The organism is Xenorhabdus sp. TH1, assembly GCF_037260955.1.
In the GTDB taxonomy this organism is placed as follows: Bacteria; Pseudomonadota; Gammaproteobacteria; order Enterobacterales; family Enterobacteriaceae; genus Xenorhabdus; species Xenorhabdus griffiniae.
Map to the genome: position 1 here is coordinate 57,803 of NZ_CP147735.1, position 14,919 is coordinate 72,721.

Below are 14,919 nucleotides of genomic sequence, written 5' to 3' on the forward strand. Positions count from 1 at the left end.
CCCTATTAATTGGTGCAGGCGTCTTCTGAAAATGACAAAATTGATAGGGTTCACGACCGTGCCAAAAACGGTCGTATTTGACATTATTAATGTACGCCTTCATTGTGTACACCTTGCTAACAGGCACACCTTGATGTACAATTTTAGTGTGTACAAATTAGGAGAGCTTAACCATGCCTCAAATCCCTGTAGAAACTAATGACCGTATGTCGCTACGTATAGCCTCAGACGAAAAGTCGCTGTTAATGCGTGCAGCTGCTTTGCAGCACACCAACTTGACTGAGTTTGTGCTCCGCAATGTGATGTCAGTAGCACGGAAGATTATCGACGAGAATGAGCGACTGGCGCTGACCGAAAGAGACAGTCTGCATGTTCTGGATCTGTTAGATAATCCGCCAGTCCCCAATAATAAATTAATGGCCGCAGCATTTGCCATGCCGAAACAATCATGAAACAACCAATCTGGCACGAAGAACCCATTGGCAAACATCATGATCGCGGTGCTTTCGATTGTGGAGATGGGGTATTGAATCAATTTCTATATCGACACGCCCGGCAGAGCCATGAAAAAGGTGGGGCAAAAACCTACCTTGCTATTAGCGAGCACAATGAAAAGATATTGGGTTACTACAGCCTAAGTCCCGCCTCCATTGCTTATGAACGAGCACCGGAGGTGATTAAACGCGGCCTAGCTCGACATGATGTGCCGGTATTTCGACTTGGCCGTCTGGCTGTAGATCTTTCAGTACAGAGTCAAGGACTCGGTGGTCAGTTATTGCTTGCAGCTGGGCGGCGTTGCTTGTTGGTGGCTGTTCAGGCAGGCGGCGTAGCATTGTTGATTGATGCCAAGAATGAACGTGTTGCCGAATGGTATGCCAGCTATGGTGCTGTTCCGCTATTGGATGCCCGTCTATCTTTACTGTTACCATTCAAAACAATACATGCCGCGCTGACTACTGCGGGGAAACTGTAACCTATGATTGGTATCAACCACCAAATGATACCCTTAAAGTTGGCGGTTATCGCAGCTACCCGGTCACTACCCCTAATTGTGCGGTGGCCTAGACTGTTTGTTCATTGGCAGATTACCCATGCTGGAATGACTGGACGATAGGAGCCGGATGAATCGAGAGATTCACGTCCGGTTGCGTGAGAGCCTGCAGGTGAGATTCCCTCGGGCTACTCGACCAGCTAATCCTTATAACTACACCCATTAATGTGACAGAATCGAAGAATCGATGAGAAATTCATCATAACTTGGAGATATAGTTGATAGTTCATGATCCAAAGTACGAGTCGATAAATTATGTGCTTTGGCACGAAAATCTATAGAATCTTGACCAACAAAATATCTTGTTTTAGGAGAGTTATCTGTTAAAGCTAAGTAAACAGTTTGAGCAAAATGCTCCGATGTTGTAGTGCTGGATTGTGCATGTATTAAGCATCCTTCTAAGAAGGCTTGAAAAGAGCGACTATAAATTTTTTTCGAAGAACTACTAGTGTTAGCCATAATGTTCTGTCCGACGGGTCGAAACTTATCCCAGAGAGGAGTATTGATAGATCCTGGTTGAATGATTATCACATTTACACCTGAGTTGTACAACTCTCGCCTTAACGCATCACTAAAAGCTTCTTTTGCGAATTGAGACATAGAATAAGCGCCCAAATATGGCATAGCCAAATTACCCAAGCTTGACGTAATATTAATAATACGCCCTTTTCTATAGCGAAAAAGAGGAAGAACTCTTTGGGTTATAGAAAATTGTCCTATCACGTTAGTTTCCAACTGATATCTTAGTTCATCAATAGGTAGAATTTCTAATGGTGAGGGCACACAAATACCTGCATTATTTATAAGAGCCCAAAGCGGTGGAGCATCACTCTTTTTAATTAGTGATAATGCATTATCAATACTTTCTATGTGAGTTACATCAAGTGGTATATAATGAATATCGTGTGTTAAATCTGGAGCTATGTTGCTTGTATCTCTCACACCTGAAAAAACAGTAAATCCTTTATTTGAAAGGAAAACTGCAGTTTCACGACCGAGTCCTGTGGATGCTCCTGTTATTAGTACCGATTTGAATTTTTTTGAGGTTGATAGTATTTTATGTTCCATAATTATCTCCTAACTCAATAAAGCTTGTTGTAGTGAGAGTGATTTCATATCTTGAAATGCTGCTTTTGCAATATCTTTCAAATAAGATCCTTCCATAATTTCTAAACGGTCACTGAACTCACCAATAACCAATTATTTTACTATTCCTGCTATTTTTAATCTCTTGATAATCGAAATTTTATTGCGTCACACATCGTTTGTAATACTCCATGTAAGGAATCGTTGCATATAATAACTCCATACTAATCCTGTTTTCATTAAATGCCATTGAACCATTTTTTAATTCTTTTGGCTGCTCGTTTGAATGGAGTAAAATACATTTTTCTCAGTCCAGCATAGTTTTCATATTTCTCTCCCGCCACACCAAAAACCAGCTTAACTCCAGCAGAAGGAAAAAACTGAGTACCAAACAACCTATCCCAAAAGGAAAAAACGAATCCAAAATTCCGGTCATGATGTTTAGTATCACTGCTGTGGTGTAGTTGGTGATAGGCTGGGCTGATAAGAATGTTCCTTATAAACCTAGGATATCGTAGGTACACCATAGAATGTTGGAGATTCAATCCTAGCATTAGTAGCATAAACATAAACACGTTTTGCCCAGCAAATATCATGATGGCGTGTTTTGAATCAAAAAAATACCCAATGATCCCTGAATAGATGCCGGTTAGTAGGCTTACAATAAAAATAAATGAGCACTGATTAACCGGATGTGATCGGTAAGCTGTTAATGGATTGAGATGTTCAGCCATATGATGAATTTTATGAAATTCCCATAATATCATAATCTTGTGGGACAAATAGTGTTCAAAAAAAACAGCAAAATCAAAAACTAGTAGAGCACCAAATGTCAATAAAACACTAAGAAGCGTTCCAGGCACATAATGTTGTGTAGAGATTTCGCTTAAAGCCAGCAGCTCCATAACGTATTGACGAAAAAAGAGCGCCGCCTTGAGTATAAATGCATAAATAAAACCGAGCAGTACTTTGTCAAAAAAGTAGAATTTTAAATCATCCAGCGATGAGCGTGATGTGAAATTGTGGGTTCGGATAATTTCACGAATAGCTCTGATTGGGTTGAATGTTTTCAGTTTCCAAAAGAAATAGATTATTGATATAAAAAATGCGGTAGAAAGGTAACCTATGAAAAGTCCGTGATTTGGCGAAAAAAATACAGTCAAACGATGCCAAAGAGAGGCTACTGTTTCTTGAATAAAAATACTGTTTACCACATCAGTTATTAGCATATCAACTTTATCCTTAATTAATCACTCTATGGTAATTTCATCAAATTAGTCCTAACCAATATATTTATAAGAGCGCTAATGTTGGGAAACATACTCACTAGTATGTGAGCATGATATTTTCTAAGAACATCTTCTAATTAATTTTAACTAACTAAAATTTCTGACAAATTCGTTCTTAATCCCGTATAGTCGCTAGTGCTTTGTACCTGCACTTCGTTACTATCTTTATAACACTATACTTTTTAAGAATTTATATAAGAAACGTGCCATTTTTAATTAAAACAATAAATTATGAATAATGTGCGGAATGCCGATTTAGTATGAAATCACATATGTAATCTATGCTGCACCTATCATGTAACACTGTATCTCAAGTTTTAATCTTTAATATAGAAGAATAAAAGGAGGTCAAACATATTTATCCCCTAATTCTTGTATATAAGCATCGTCAATAGACAACTGTTTTTTAAATGGAGAAGTAATAACTTCTGGAACTGGATCAAACCCAAGATGTTTTCTTTTATCAAACATCAAACTTTTATCTCTTGTATAACAAAGTATTAATTGGAGGCGGTTTTCATAAGGGCATGGTTCACGCCAATGTTCAAGTTTTTTTCCATCAAGAATCAGTATATCCGTCGAGTGGAGAGCCACTTCTTCATCTTCAATAAAAAGATTCCAGCCACTTTCTTCTTTTGGGTGAATCCCAAGAGAAATAATGTAATCTACAGAATTCCTATCTTTATGTTTAGGAAGCTGATAATTTTTCTTATAATTCCAGAGAAAAGAATAACTGGGATACACTCTTTCCCCAACTATCTCAGATACAAAATCGGAGTAATAGCTCAACATAGCTTCAAAATAGGGTAATGCATAGTACATATGAGCAGATACTGAATCTGTATTTCCTTTTAAATATCCACAATTTTTTGAAACTGCCAGATAATGATACATAATATCAATTTCACGTTCAGATATAGCATTTCTAATCACTATTATTCCATTAAACATTTTTTCCTCCCATAATTTTGTTGATAAAGTTGTCATGTCTGTACTGGATTCGACTTTCAATTTCCTTTGCAGGTATACCACTCATATCGGAAAGCCAGTTTATGCCATCTTCATTAACATGGAGAATTCTCTTAAAAGTGACTAGATGATCATGAATCATTTCCATTTTTTCTGGCGAACGGCTAATAATCTGGCGGAAATAATTAATTCCTAACTGAACATGCCGAGCTTCATCTTGTAGAGCACCTTTATAAATCTGACCAATTAAGCTTTGTTCACTGAACGCATGAATAAAAATATTAAATTGTTCTAGTGCACCATTTTCAAGAAAAACATGACTCAAAAATGTTTCATCAAATGTTTTTAGTTCGGCGAAGTGTTCCATGTATAGTTCGCGTGTCCTGGATAAATCTTTAATATTTCCATTAGCGAGAATGGCATATTTAGAGAAAAGTTCAGAATGTCTGGCCTCATCATTTACAGCTTGTGCCAGACCGATCTTAAGAGCAAAATCATCTGTCTGTAATAATAATTCAGCTGCGTTTTCCATTCCCAGCAGTTCAACATGTGCGGATAAACTGGCAACACTGATAGCAGTATCACGCAGACGATCTGGAAGTCGATCATTTAGTGCTAGATCCCAATCTAGGGAACAGTCCCAAATCTGACGAGATTTTCCTTTCTGGTATATATCATAATGTTTGTCATTCAAAAAATTTATGTCACTTATTTTTTGCGAACTACCATTCATATATTTTATTCCTGTTTTTTTTAGTGATATATAGACTGAAATAGAGCAGGGTGCAGGCAAAGATAATGCTCGTAATCCTGAAAGTAATATTAATTCCAAAATAACCTGCAATAATACCTCCAACAATAGGCATAATAATTGCTACTATAGAAGATATCATTTGTATGATACCAGTTGCTTTCCCTATAACTTCATAACCAATTGTATTTCTAACGCCATATCGGATAGCGAAAAATGTAATTCCTGAAGCCAATCCTACGAGAATTATGGCTGAATAAAAAAATAAAACAGAAGTAGTAATAGGTGAAAAAAAACCAAAGCAGATAAATGCAACTGTATTAACCAGCACAGAAAAAATCAATATTAAATTTGGTTTTAATTTCTTTGTTAAGAAAGAAGCTAATTTAGTTCCAATAAAACCACCTACTCCCATTAAAGAGATAATAATGCCAATGCTATTTTCAGACTGACCTATTTCTTTAAAAAAAAGACCTAACATATCGCTACTAAGAAAAAAAGCAAGATTGGATATTGTGTATGCTGTTATTAATATTCCTAGAGTTTTCTCATTCATCATAAATCTTATTAACGAAAAATAATCATAATCTCTAGTACTCTTGTGTTTGGAATTAGTGTTACTGAAATTATATGTTTCCGGATCAATAAAGGTACTTAATATAGCGGAAAGACTAAGAAAAATAGAAAGAAATACAATAGCCAAAACCCCAATATGATTATATAATCCTACAACTATTAGAGGCATTATTATACGACTTAAATTAATTAAATATCCGTAAATTTCATAAAATTGAATGCTTTCTTTATCATCTTTATTTAGTTTTGTGTTTGATATATTAATTCCACATCTAGCCATTGTTTTAATAAATGCAATAGAGTAAAGGACAATCATACTATCTGCTGATGCAATAAATAGCATGGCACATGCATTGATAGAAAAAAGAATCCCTCTCAACAAACGGACTTTGTATTTATCAAATATTTTTCCGAATAAATAACCTGAGAATAAAAAAGGCAATGCAAAACATGAACCTAATATACCCAGTTTTTCAGGGCTTGCATGTAATATAAAAATTGCAATAAGATTAAATACTGCATAATCTAAATAGGTATCCAATTCATTGGAACCTATGCTAACATATTTTATTATCATGGTTCATATATTTTCCTAGAGTGAACAGGTATAAAAAGCATTATACCTGCTCATATTTTTTATTTATAGCTAATTAGCTAGCCAGTGGTTGATAATCCATAATGATCTCCTGATAAAAATAGTGAATGATTTTTCGTCATATGCATATCCTTGCAAGGCTGAATAAAGATATCTCCCGAATATTCATAAGTAAATAAAATGTTATTGAGTTTTTAATATTTTGTGATCTAAGTCTGTTTGTTATTCAAATTAATACGGTTTCACCATTTATAATGATGTATAAATTCTAAGCTTCTTCGTGTAGCTACAGAAAAATATTAGAGAATGTAATGAACGCATCCCAACCACTTAGCTTTGAGGGTTCTGTCGCATTAACGGAGGCCAAACGGAGTAATGGTGGAGAGGTTATCTTTTATACAACTATCAGGTAAAATTGTTCATCAGGCGATAAACATTCGCCTTCCGCTTGCCGGTACTGACCTTTTTTGAGCATGGCAACCAATTCAATCCCCGCCAGGAGCGTTTGTACCCGTCGGAATGATTTGAATCCCAGCATGGGACGGGTTCGCCGTTTGATGTTGTGATGATCCTGTTCAATCAGGTTATTCAGGTACGTATTTTGCCGGATGTTTATGGCCTCCTCCGGTTCGATTTCGTTATTAAGGGTCGTGAGCGCCGCGGTATTGGTGCCACTTTTATCAATTGTTACTACCTCAGGCCGCCCGTGCTGGCGTATGGCCTTGCGGAAGAAACGCAGTGCAGCAGCATCCCGTTTTGCCGTCAGCAAACAATCAGAAAAATGGCTGAATGCCTTAAAACTCATGCAGTGAAAAAAATACCGCATTGGCGCCATTTGCTTTGTTGACAGAAAAGCAAAAAAAACAAATCCAACCTGGCGTAATAGACGCTTATCCGGCAACTTTATTGCAACAGGGAATGATTTACCATTCTGAAATCGATGTTCGCCAATCCGTATTTCATGATTTACTGTGTTATGAAATAAAAAAACCTTATGACAGTGAAAAATTCCGCCAAGCTCTTAAGATGCTTATTGCGGAACATGACATCTTACGAACTGCGTTTGATTTCAGTCACTATGGACAAATCATGCAAATTGTTTTTAGCCATGTTTCACTTCCACTAACGGAACTGGATATTTCTGATCTCGATAAGGCAGAGCAAGACATATTTATTGATAATTGGTTTGAACAAGAAAAACAGACAGGGTTCAACTGGTCTACTGCTCCCATCGGGCGTTTCTTCGCCATTCGTTGCTCCGAGCAAACATTCAATTTAGCATTTAGCTTTAACCATTGTATTTTGGATGGTTGGAGTCTGGCAAACTTAATGACACAACTCCTCAACCTTTACAGCAACCTGGTTGCAGGAAAAATTAATGAGTTACCTGAGAATATTACTCTCTTACACTATCGTGATTTTGTCGCACACGAACTGCATTCGCGAGATAATTATCAGGATGCTGATTTCTGGCGCACCTATCTCAAGAACTATCGCTATAACCTGCTACCAAGGAGCACATCAGAAGTACGTTCGCGCTGGAGCGAATGTGCTTTACATTACACACATGAAGAAACAGAGGGTTTAAAAAATCGGGCGTTGGCCTCATGATGTTTCTCTCAACCAGTTACTTTTGGCCTGCCACTGTTTTGCTCTCTATATCATTACAGGTGATAGTGATATAACTACCGGTATCTTCAGCAATATGCGGTTAGAAAGAGAAGGAGGAGACAAGACTATTGGCTTACATCTCATATATTACCACTGCGTACTCAGCCAGGAACGGCTGACACAATACATGATTTCATTCATTCGCTATCAGCAAGCTATACGGAGATTCTTCCCATAGAAATTATCCCTATGCCTCTATCCAGAGCGATATTAAAACTAAACGGTTAACTGAAACGGCGTTTAATTTCACCAATTTTCACATTTATGAAAGTGCGCTTCAGGACAGACAAATGATTGGTCGTATCCGCTGGTTTGAACACGCTGACTTTGCACTGCTTGTTAATGCTGGTATAGACATTATGTCCGGCAATATCAACATTGTGTTTAATGCTAACGGGAAAGTTTTAGGTTCTGAGCAACTAGAAGTCGTTAGTTCGGTTTACCAACAGATTATCCAAGCCGTTATGATTGGTCAGGAACCAAATCTTCAGGTCTTACATGAGCAAGTATCCGTTCTGAGTAACAGCCCTATAAACATTTACGATGACTATGATCGTAACCCTATGATGCAACGTCCTGACGAGATAGATCTCAAATCCCAGCTCAGTGTACTGTGGTTAAAAGAGACTGGATATAAACCAGGGCAGACTAAACCAGACTCGTTGTCAATTCTGCGCCTATCAGCACGTATAGAGAGTGAATTAGGTATCAAAATACCGCTGCATATTATGTTTCATACCGATGCTTTTGGGCAGGTATTCAATTTTATTAAAAATACAACACTGACAGAAGGTTAGCTATTACTTACAGCCCGCTAAAGCGGGCTATCCTAACTAATGGAGATACTATGAATAATAACAGTTATATATGGATTATGGTTATTGCTGCAGTGTTTTTTTGGGGAAGTAACTTTAACGCTATAGCTGCATTGGATACAAATTTACCGGCTATAGTTTCATCGATCATTCGTTTTGCAATCGCTTCAGTGATTTTTTTATTTGCTATTTTTATCTATAGAGGAAGCAATAAGAATTTAGACTTAAGAGAGATAGGTTATTTAGTGTTATTAGGATTTCTAGGGGTATTTTGTTTTAATTACGCTATTTTTGCTGGAATGAAACTTACAACACCCATAAATGGGGCATTAATAATGGCAAATATGCCACTTATAAGTGTAATTTTTTCTAAACTATTTCTTAATATAAAAGTAACTTTGAATCAATATATCGGTCTGATATTAGGTGTCACAGGTGTCTTCTTGGTTATCACTCAAGGCAATATCACTACTCTCAGTTACAGCCTAGGTGATATATGGATTATAGTAGCTTGTTTTTGTGGCGGTCTTTATGCTGTACTAACAAAAAAACTAGTTGCCCATATCCCACCAGTACAAGTAACTTACTGGACAATTCTTTCTGGTACAGTATTCATGTCAGTGTCTTATTTTACTTTCCTATCAGATGGCTTTAGTTATGGCGATTATTTGGCTATCTCTGGCCTTTCATGGAGTCTCTTGGCTTATATGGGAATCGCCGGTACGGTCATGGCCTACTATTTTTGGACGAAAGGATGCCAAGTCTTGGGGCCAGAAAAAACTTCTATAACTACTAATTTAATTCCTATTTTTACTCTATGCATCAGTTTTATAATGGGAAAATCTATCACTATGATTCAAATTGTCGGTATGATCATTATTATCTGTGGTGTTCTTCTTGTGACTAATTCTGCAAAAAACCTTAGTATTTTATTCGGACGAAAACAGAGAACGTAAAGCATCTCTATCCCAGGGGTTACGCATGAAAATATTTAGTGGATAATGCCTTCATTTTTAGAGGAATGCTGATGAAGGAATTAGTGGATATCTTTTCTGATTTTCCAGATCCACGTTGTCAGGGAAAGGTCAAACACAGCTTTATTGATATCTTAGTGATCGCGGTATGCGCTGTCATTGCCGGCGCTAACGCCTGGACTGATATTGAACAATACGGTTAGCTAAAAAAGGATTGACTGCGTTCATTTCTCCCGCTCAAAGGCGGTATTCCGTCACATGATACTTTTCGACGCTGTTTCAGTTTATTAAATCCGAACCTCTTTGAATATCATTTTTATCAGTGGGTTTCCCATGATATTTCTTCAGAAAAGCGGGCGATCATTGCGATTGATGGTAAAAGTTTACGCCATTCGTTTGATAAGAAAATTGAACAAAGCCCATTACATGTAGTGAGTGCATTCTCAGTTGAGAAAGGACTCAGCTTATGTCAGTGTGCCGTAGACGGAAAATCAAACGAAATTAAGGCATCCCCATATTATTATCGATGCTTTCATTGAAAGGGCATCTCGTGACGATTGATGCAATGGGCTGCCAACGCACAATTGCTCGGCAACTACGCGAGAGTGAAGCCGATTATATTTTGCCCCTTAAAGGCAATCAGGGAAAAACCTTTTCGGAAGCGGTTAACTATTTTCAGCAACAACAGATAATCCAACAGCCTTACCTTGAACCTGATCATGATGAATTCGATGATAGCCATGGGCGTACCGTCAGACGACGTGGATGGGTTCTGCCACTGACATCAGAAACAAAACACTTAGGTTCCTGGCCAGATATTCAGGCTCTTCTGGTCACGGAAACGATACGACAAGAACGTTATTCTGACAAAGTGACCTCTGATTTTCGTTATTATCTAAGCAGTTGCCATGATTCTCCCGCCTTTCAATTAAGTGCCATACGGAAGCATTGGGCTATCGAAAATAGTTTACACTGGGTTCTGGATGTCACTTTTCGAGAAGATGATTCACGAATGAGAGAGCGGATCGCCACAAGAATATTTGCCCAATTACGTAAAATGGCGTTCAATATCGTGAAACGAGATACCAACAGTAAACTGAGTTTGAGTGCTCGAAAGAAATCAGCCGGGTGGGATAATAGCTATATGGAAGCGCTGTTATTTAATCAATTCTAGCCTACCAAAATTTCATGCGTAACCCCTGGTGATAAACCACTATTTCCAAGATGAATCTTTCAGGAGTGAATTGATTACTAAACATGAACGTTACACTCAACGTGAGCAAATTACCCGATTATTCAGCTATCAGTCCTGGTCTGGGGAATTTTTGCCTCAGCTCGCACAACAAGCGGCTCATATCGTTCGGCAAGATGCTGCCCCAGGATTTGTTGCCGCCGAATTGGTCATCTGGCTTAATCAAAATAAAATTGTCCGCCCCGGTTACACCACACTACAGGATCTGGTCAGCCAGGCGCTTTCCGCTGAACGCCAGCGTCTAGGAAATATTCTGGCCGAGGTTTTGGATGAAACGGCTGCCGCCTTACTGGATAAACTGCTGGTACGTGATGATACGTTGTCTCAACTGGCCGTACTCAGGCAAGATGCTCAAGATTTTGGCTGGCGTCAGATGGCACGAGAGCGTGAAAAGCGTGCTACGCTGAAACCCCTGTATGAAATTTTTAAAGTGTTACAACCCAGAGGCTGGGGTATTTCACAGCAGAACCTACTGTATTACGCAATTTTGGTGAATTTTTACACCATTTACGATTTGCGTAATCTGAAAACCGATCAAACACAGCTCTATTTGCTTTGTTATGCCTGGTGGCGTTATCGGCAGTTTACTGACAACCTGGTTGATGCGATGACCTTTCATATGAAGCAACTGGAGGATGAAAGCCGGGCTATTGCAAAAAAGATCTTCACCGATGAACAAGATAAACATCGTCAGGAGACTTCCCAGGTGGATCGCCTGCTGTCATTGTATGTCGATGATCGGGTATCTGATATGACACCGTTTGGTGAAGTACGTCAGCAAGCCTGGGCAATTATGCCAAGAGACGCGGTGCAAAATACGGCACGGCGTATGCGCGGTAAGCCACTGAAAAAACTGACACTGCACTGGCAATCAGTCGACAAATTGGCGGGGCGTGTTCGCCGCCATTTGCGTCCGCTGTATACTGGGCTGGATTTTGCCTGTATTAATCCTGCCAGTCCATGGCTTAAAGCGCTCATCTGGGCTAAAGATATCTTCAGCAAAAAACAGCGTTTTTCACAGCGTCCGCTGGCTGAATGTCCGCCGGAAACCTGACCAAAACGACTGCGCCCGTATTTGCTGATATTTGACGAAAATAGCAATCCAAATCATTTGCATGCCGACCGCTATGAGTTCTGGCTATACCGCCAGATAAGAAAACGGTTTCAGTCAGGCGAATTTTACCTGGATGACAGCCTGCAACACCGCCATCTTTCCGACGAGCTGGTTTCAGATGAAGAAAAACACGATGTTCTGGCGCAAATAGCGATCCCTTTTCTGAAGCAACCTATTGATGTTTTGCTGGATACCCTGTCATCGGAATTACATCAACAATGGCAGGTTTTCAATCGCGAACTGAAACGAGGCCAACTTAAACATCTGGAATATGAGAAGGACACACAGAAATTACATTGGCGCAAATCCAAGGCAGATAATCGAAAGCCTCAGGAGCAAACATTTTATGCCCGGCTGCCGTTCTGCGATATTGCCGATGTACTCAGCTTTGTGAATGAACAGTGCCATTTTCTGTCGGTGATGAAACCTTTACAGCCACGTTATGCGAAAAAACAGGCCGAAACGGACAGTTTGATGGCAGTCATCATTGCACAAGCTATGAACCACGGTAATCAGGTGATGGCTCGAACCAGTGATATTCCCTATCACATTCTGGAAAATACGTACCAGCAGTATCTGCGCCAGGCGACATTACAGGCGGCCAATGACTGTATCAGTAATGCGATTGCCACACTACCGATCTTTCCGCATTATTCATTTGATCTTGACGTGTTGTACGGTGCGGTCGATGGACAGAAATTCGGAGTTGATCATCCGACGGTGAAAGCGCGCCACTCACGCAAATATTTTGGACGGGGCAAAGGTGTGGTCGCTTACACCCTGTTGTGTAACCATGTCCCTCTCAACGGTTATCTGATAGGCACAAACGAATATGAGGCTTACCATGTCTTTGATATCTGGTATCGCAACACCTCGAATATCGAGCCAACTGCTATCACCGGTGATATGCACAGTGTTAATAAGGCTAACTTCGCGATCCTTCACTGGTTCGGCCTGCGTTTTGAACCTCGTTTCACCAGCCTGAATGCGCAACTCCAGATGTTATTAATGCGGTGTGCTTTTACTAATACTCAGGTTGTACTAAGTTAAATAATACACTGAATATAAATAAATTATTTTTTAAAATAGATAATTAGTATATATATTTGAGCACCTCCTTAATATATTGTGCTGATAATCCGGAAATGTACAAAAAATGTCTGATTCAACCCGTCGGCCAGATTGATCGGCAACTTATTATCCGCAAAAAAGCCAATATTGACCGGATTGTTGCCACGTTGGGGTTGAAAGAAATGACCCAAGGTCTGCTTATTCGTAAGCTGTGTACTTATACGGCACCCAATCCAACGCGGCGCGCTATCTTTGAGTATGATCGGTTGGTACGCAGCCTCTACGCATTGCGTTACCTGCGGGATCCACAGTTAGAACGAAATGTACACCGTTCACAGAACCGGATTGAATCTTATCATCAGCTCCGTTCAGCCATCGCACAGGTCGGCGGCAAAAAAAGGAGCTCACCGGACGAACCGACATTGAAACGGAAATCAGTAATCAGTGTGGACGATTAGTTGCTAACGCCATCATTTACTATAACTCCGCGATTTTATCCCGATTATTGAATAAACCGAAGGTATCAGACAGCATCAAGACACAGGCATTGATAACCCAACTGTCCCCCGTTGCCTGGCAGCATATTTTGCTGAATGGGCATTATACCTTCCAGAACGGGAAAATTATTGACCTTGATGTACTTATAGCAGGGCTGAATTTCGGCTGACAGAATTTTCTTGGATTCCGGCTTACAACCCCAAGAACATCGTCGGAACGTCTAACAAACATGACAAATTACCTGTATGCGAATAGCCATAGTTAAAACGTATAGCTATTCGCTATACGTTTGCTATAATAACTTTCTGGCCATTTTATATACAGGTGAATGATGAGAGCACAACCTAAAGAAACGCCAATTAACATCCGGGCGAAAGCCTTCCAGCGGGAACTGATTGATCATGCCGCAAACTTGCACTCAAAGACCCGCACTGATTTCATCTTGGATGCAGCTTGCCGTGCAGCTGAAGAAGCCATACTTGATCAGCGTCATTTTTTCGTTAATGACGAAAAATATGATGCATTCATGCAAATGTTGGAGCAACCGCTTTCTGATAATGCAGGCTTTAAAAAACTCATGGGATATAAAGCACCATGGGAATAAGCGCGCCTGAAATATTAACGGCTGAACATAATATCCATGATTTTTATTGCCAGCATGAAACATTAAACGAATGGCTTTCGCGCCGAGCTTTAAAAAATAATAAACTTGGCGCGAGCCGCACATTTGTTATTTGCAAGGAAGGTACAAAAGACGTTATTGGTTATTATTGTCTCAGCGCGGGATCAATTAATCATATTGAATCGACCTCATCGCTTAAACGCAATATGCCAGATCCTATTCCGGTGGTACTTCTCGGCCGCCTAGCTGTCGATGTGGAGTATCAGGGGAAGAAACTCGGCGCATTACTTCTTCAAGATGCCTGGAAGCGCGTCGCCAGTACGGCAGAACAAGTGGGTATTTCAGCAATAATCGTCCACGCCATTGATGAAAGTGCCCGATCGTTCTACACCCGTCTTGGTTTTGCCCAGTCACCGTTAGAACCATACACACTGATGCTTCCATTAGGCACAGTAAAAGCGAAACTGTAAAATACCACATTTTTCATTTCTTCCAGATTACACAGACTCAGCGCGTAGTCCAGATACCAGTGTATGAATGGTTCGAAATTTTTCATCTTCGCCCCGCCCCTGAACGGCGAGCTAT

At 39.6% G+C, this 14,919-nt stretch carries 12 protein-coding genes and 4 pseudogenes; 10 read left to right on the forward strand and 6 right to left on the reverse strand.

The window, feature by feature from the left end; translation table 11 throughout:
- The first annotated feature begins 173 nt into the window (after positions 1-173).
- The gene (locus WDV74_RS16930) at positions 174-452 is read left to right on the forward strand and encodes a DUF1778 domain-containing protein (protein WP_338885777.1); all 279 of its coding nucleotides are present in this window, start codon (positions 174-176) and stop codon (positions 450-452) included.
- Positions 449-973, forward strand: a complete 525-nt coding sequence (locus WDV74_RS16935) for a GNAT family N-acetyltransferase (RefSeq protein WP_338885778.1) — start codon at positions 449-451, stop codon at positions 971-973. The genes WDV74_RS16930 and WDV74_RS16935 overlap by 4 nt, the downstream gene beginning before the upstream one ends.
- A 240-nt stretch (positions 974-1,213) precedes the next feature.
- Here WDV74_RS16935 and WDV74_RS16940 read toward each other — a convergent pair whose 3' ends face one another.
- The 6 genes and pseudogenes from WDV74_RS16940 to WDV74_RS16965 form a co-directional block, all read right to left on the reverse strand.
- Entirely contained in the window at positions 1,214-2,119 is a 906-nt protein-coding gene (locus WDV74_RS16940; RefSeq protein ID WP_338885779.1) for an SDR family NAD(P)-dependent oxidoreductase, read from the reverse strand.
- 257 nt (positions 2,120-2,376) lie between these two features.
- On the reverse strand, positions 2,377-3,366 hold the full coding sequence (locus tag WDV74_RS16945; protein WP_338885780.1) for a sterol desaturase family protein: 990 nt from the start codon (positions 3,364-3,366) through the stop codon (positions 2,377-2,379).
- A gap of 408 nt (positions 3,367-3,774) precedes the next feature.
- A complete protein-coding gene (locus WDV74_RS16950) occupies positions 3,775-4,377 on the reverse strand; it encodes a hypothetical protein (RefSeq protein WP_338885781.1) in 603 nt (200 codons plus the stop codon).
- The gene (locus tag WDV74_RS16955) at positions 4,370-5,128 is read right to left on the reverse strand and encodes a ferritin-like domain-containing protein (protein ID WP_338885782.1); all 759 of its coding nucleotides are present in this window, start codon (positions 5,126-5,128) and stop codon (positions 4,370-4,372) included. Before WDV74_RS16955 ends, WDV74_RS16950 begins: the two co-directional genes overlap by 8 nt.
- Positions 5,118-6,299 (reverse strand): MFS transporter, encoded by a 1,182-nt coding sequence (locus WDV74_RS16960; RefSeq protein ID WP_338885783.1) that lies wholly within the window; start codon positions 6,297-6,299, stop codon positions 5,118-5,120. Before WDV74_RS16960 ends, WDV74_RS16955 begins: the two co-directional genes overlap by 11 nt.
- Positions 6,300-6,711: 412 nt before the next feature.
- Positions 6,712-7,092: pseudogene (locus tag WDV74_RS16965) on the reverse strand (DDE-type integrase/transposase/recombinase); the annotation flags it as partial.
- A 50-nt stretch (positions 7,093-7,142) separates the two neighbouring features.
- Between WDV74_RS16965 and WDV74_RS16970 the strand changes: the two are divergent.
- The 8 genes and pseudogenes from WDV74_RS16970 (at position 7,143) to WDV74_RS17005 (ending at position 14,804) form a co-directional block, all read left to right on the forward strand.
- On the forward strand, positions 7,143-7,928 hold the full coding sequence (locus tag WDV74_RS16970; RefSeq protein ID WP_338885784.1) for a condensation domain-containing protein: 786 nt from the start codon (positions 7,143-7,145) through the stop codon (positions 7,926-7,928).
- Between the two features lie 350 nt (positions 7,929-8,278).
- The gene (locus WDV74_RS16975) at positions 8,279-8,785 is read left to right on the forward strand and encodes an acyl carrier protein (protein ID WP_338885785.1); all 507 of its coding nucleotides are present in this window, start codon (positions 8,279-8,281) and stop codon (positions 8,783-8,785) included.
- Positions 8,786-8,835: 50 nt separating this feature from the next.
- The gene (locus tag WDV74_RS16980; protein WP_338885786.1) at positions 8,836-9,759 is read left to right on the forward strand and encodes a DMT family transporter; all 924 of its coding nucleotides are present in this window, start codon (positions 8,836-8,838) and stop codon (positions 9,757-9,759) included.
- A 71-nt stretch (positions 9,760-9,830) separates the two neighbouring features.
- A pseudogene (locus WDV74_RS16985) lies at positions 9,831-10,948 on the forward strand (ISAs1 family transposase); the annotation flags it as partial.
- Positions 10,949-10,979: 31 nt separating this feature from the next.
- Positions 10,980-13,142: pseudogene (locus WDV74_RS16990) on the forward strand (Tn3 family transposase); the annotation flags it as partial.
- Positions 13,143-13,264: 122 nt separating this feature from the next.
- Positions 13,265-13,881, forward strand: a pseudogene (locus WDV74_RS16995) (Tn3 family transposase); the annotation flags it as partial.
- Between the two features lie 162 nt (positions 13,882-14,043).
- Positions 14,044-14,316 (forward strand): DUF1778 domain-containing protein, encoded by a 273-nt coding sequence (locus WDV74_RS17000; RefSeq protein ID WP_338885787.1) that lies wholly within the window; start codon positions 14,044-14,046, stop codon positions 14,314-14,316.
- Positions 14,307-14,804 carry a GNAT family N-acetyltransferase gene (locus tag WDV74_RS17005; RefSeq protein WP_338885788.1) on the forward strand — a complete coding sequence of 166 codons (498 nt, stop codon included), beginning with the start codon at positions 14,307-14,309 and terminating at the stop codon, positions 14,802-14,804. Before WDV74_RS17000 ends, WDV74_RS17005 begins: the two co-directional genes overlap by 10 nt.
- Positions 14,805-14,919: the final 115 nt, after the last annotated feature.

Excerpts from the sequence above, each read along its gene's own strand:
- WDV74_RS16930 (WP_338885777.1), top strand. The coding sequence starts at position 174 with ATGCCTCAAATCCCTGTAGAAACTAATGACCGTATGTCGCTACGTATA.
- WDV74_RS16935 (WP_338885778.1), top strand. The coding sequence starts at position 449 with ATGAAACAACCAATCTGGCACGAAGAACCCATTGGCAAACATCATGAT.
- WDV74_RS16940 (WP_338885779.1), bottom strand. The coding sequence starts at position 2,119 with ATGGAACATAAAATACTATCAACCTCAAAAAAATTCAAATCGGTACTA.
- WDV74_RS16945 (WP_338885780.1), bottom strand. The coding sequence starts at position 3,366 with ATGCTAATAACTGATGTGGTAAACAGTATTTTTATTCAAGAAACAGTA.
- WDV74_RS16950 (WP_338885781.1), bottom strand. The coding sequence starts at position 4,377 with ATGTTTAATGGAATAATAGTGATTAGAAATGCTATATCTGAACGTGAA.
- WDV74_RS16955 (WP_338885782.1), bottom strand. The coding sequence starts at position 5,128 with ATGAATGGTAGTTCGCAAAAAATAAGTGACATAAATTTTTTGAATGAC.
- WDV74_RS16960 (WP_338885783.1), bottom strand. The coding sequence starts at position 6,299 with ATGATAATAAAATATGTTAGCATAGGTTCCAATGAATTGGATACCTAT.
- WDV74_RS16975 (WP_338885785.1), top strand. The coding sequence starts at position 8,279 with ATGATTGGTCGTATCCGCTGGTTTGAACACGCTGACTTTGCACTGCTT.
- WDV74_RS16980 (WP_338885786.1), top strand. The coding sequence starts at position 8,836 with ATGAATAATAACAGTTATATATGGATTATGGTTATTGCTGCAGTGTTT.
- WDV74_RS17000 (WP_338885787.1), top strand. The coding sequence starts at position 14,044 with ATGAGAGCACAACCTAAAGAAACGCCAATTAACATCCGGGCGAAAGCC.
- WDV74_RS17005 (WP_338885788.1), top strand. The coding sequence starts at position 14,307 with ATGGGAATAAGCGCGCCTGAAATATTAACGGCTGAACATAATATCCAT.